This window comes from Rhodococcus sp. NPDC057014, from assembly GCF_042673295.1.
Lineage (GTDB): Bacteria > Actinomycetota > Actinomycetes > Mycobacteriales > Mycobacteriaceae > Rhodococcus_F.
In genome coordinates this window covers 1-1,829 of record NZ_JBHUSF010000606.1, presented here as the reverse complement: position 1 = coordinate 1,829, position 1,829 = coordinate 1, and the positions used below count along the sequence as shown (strand labels likewise).

The 1,829-nt window shown below is 67.7% G+C and carries 1 protein-coding gene and 1 pseudogene; both read left to right on the top strand.

Annotation, left to right across the window (positions count from 1 at the left end; all coding sequences use genetic code 11):
• Window positions 1–1,043 (top strand): AMP-binding protein (locus tag ACFTZB_RS45370; RefSeq protein ID WP_378442517.1); only part of this gene is annotated, 1,043 nt, incomplete at its 5' end.
• Window positions 1,044–1,086: 43 nt separating this feature from the next.
• Window positions 1,087–1,737, top strand: a pseudogene (locus ACFTZB_RS45365) (phosphoglyceromutase); the annotation flags it as partial.
• Window positions 1,738–1,829 lie beyond the last annotated feature (92 nt).

Below are 1,829 nucleotides of genomic sequence, written 5' to 3'. Positions count from 1 at the left end.
CCACCGGCCGGCCGAAGGGGGTGATGCTCACCCACCGCAACCTGGTCGCGAACGTGTGTCAGATCGACCCGCGGATGGGCATCGGCGCCGACGACAAACTCCTCGCCGTGTTGCCGTTCTTCCACATCTACGGGATGACGGTGCTGCTCAACGCGGCCCTGTTCAACCGGGCCGCCCTGGTGACGATGCCGAAGTTCGACCTCGTCGAGTTCCTGTCGATCGTGTCCGGGCAGCGGTGCACGTATGTGTTCATTGCGCCGCCGGTCGCGGTGGCGTTGGCCAAGCACCCGCTGGTCGACGACTACGACCTGTCGAGTGTGCATTCGGTGTTCTCCGGTGCCGCCCCGCTGGATCAGGAACTGGGCAGGGCCGTCGCCACCCGGCTCGGCTGCCGGGTGCGGCAGGGGTACGGGATGTCGGAGATGAGCCCGGTCTCGCACGCGATCCCGTTCGACCGCGACGACATCGCCCTCGACTCGGTCGGCCCGACGATCGCGAACATGGAATGCAAACTCGTCGACCCCGCCACCGGGCAGGAGGTCGACTACCCGGCCGTGGGGGTCAGCGCGCCTGGGGAGTTGTGGTGCAAGGGCCCGAACATCATGGCCGGGTACCTGGGCAACGAGGCGGCGACCGCGGACACCCTGGACGCGGACGGGTTCCTGCACACCGGGGACATCGCGACCGTCGACGCCGAGGGGGTGGTGACGATCGTGGACCGGATGAAGGAGTTGATCAAGTACAAGGGGTATCAGGTGCCGCCGGCGGAGTTGGAGGCGTTGCTGCTGACGCACCCGCAGATCGCCGACGCTGCCGTCATCGGGGTCCTCGACGACGAGGGTGAGGAGGTGCCGAAGGCGTTCGTCGTCGCCCAACCGGGTGCCGAGGATCTGGACGAGGCGGCGGTGATCGCGTTCGTCGCCGACCGGGTCTCCCCGCACAAGAAGGTCCGCAGGGTCGAGTTCATCGACCTCGTCCCCAAGTCCGCCGCAGGCAAAATCCTCCGCAAGGACCTCCGGGCCGGCGAGGCCCGCCGGACCTGACGGCAGGGGTTCACGGCGCGAGGGTTCCGGCAGGCATGCCAGGATGAACGGCATGAGTACCGGAACCCTTGTGCTGCTCCGCCACGGCGAGAGCGAATGGAATGCGCTCAACTTGTTCACCGGCTGGGTGGACGTCCACCTGACCGATAAGGGCATCGCCGAGGGCAAGCGCGCCGGCGAACTGCTGCTCGAGCACGACCTGCTCCCCGACGTGCTGTACACGTCCCTGCTGCGCCGCGCCATCAGCACCGCCAACATCGCGCTCGACACGGCGGACCGGCACTGGATTCCCGTCATCCGCGACTGGCGTCTCAACGAGCGCCACTACGGCGCCCTGCAGGGACGCAACAAGGCGCAGGTGAAGGACAAGTACGGCGACGAGCAGTTCATGCTGTGGCGCCGCAGTTACGACACCCCGCCGCCGACGATCGAGCCGGGCAGCGAGTACAGCCAGGACACCGACCCCCGCTACGCGAACCTCGACGAGGTCCCGCTCACGGAGTGCCTGAAGGACGTCGTCGTCCGTCTGATCCCGTACTGGGAAGACACCATCTCGGCCGATCTGAAGGCCGGCAAGACCGTCCTGATCACCGCGCACGGCAACTCGCTGCGCGCCCTCGTCAAGCACCTCGACGGAATCTCCGACGAGGACATCGCCGGGCTGAACATCCCCACGGGCATCCCGCTGCGCTACTGGCCTCGGGTTCGAGCGCGACGATCCTCGGGGCGACCAGCGCGACCGCGGGATCGCTGAAGTGGCCGAGCATGACCTCGATCCACCCGGTG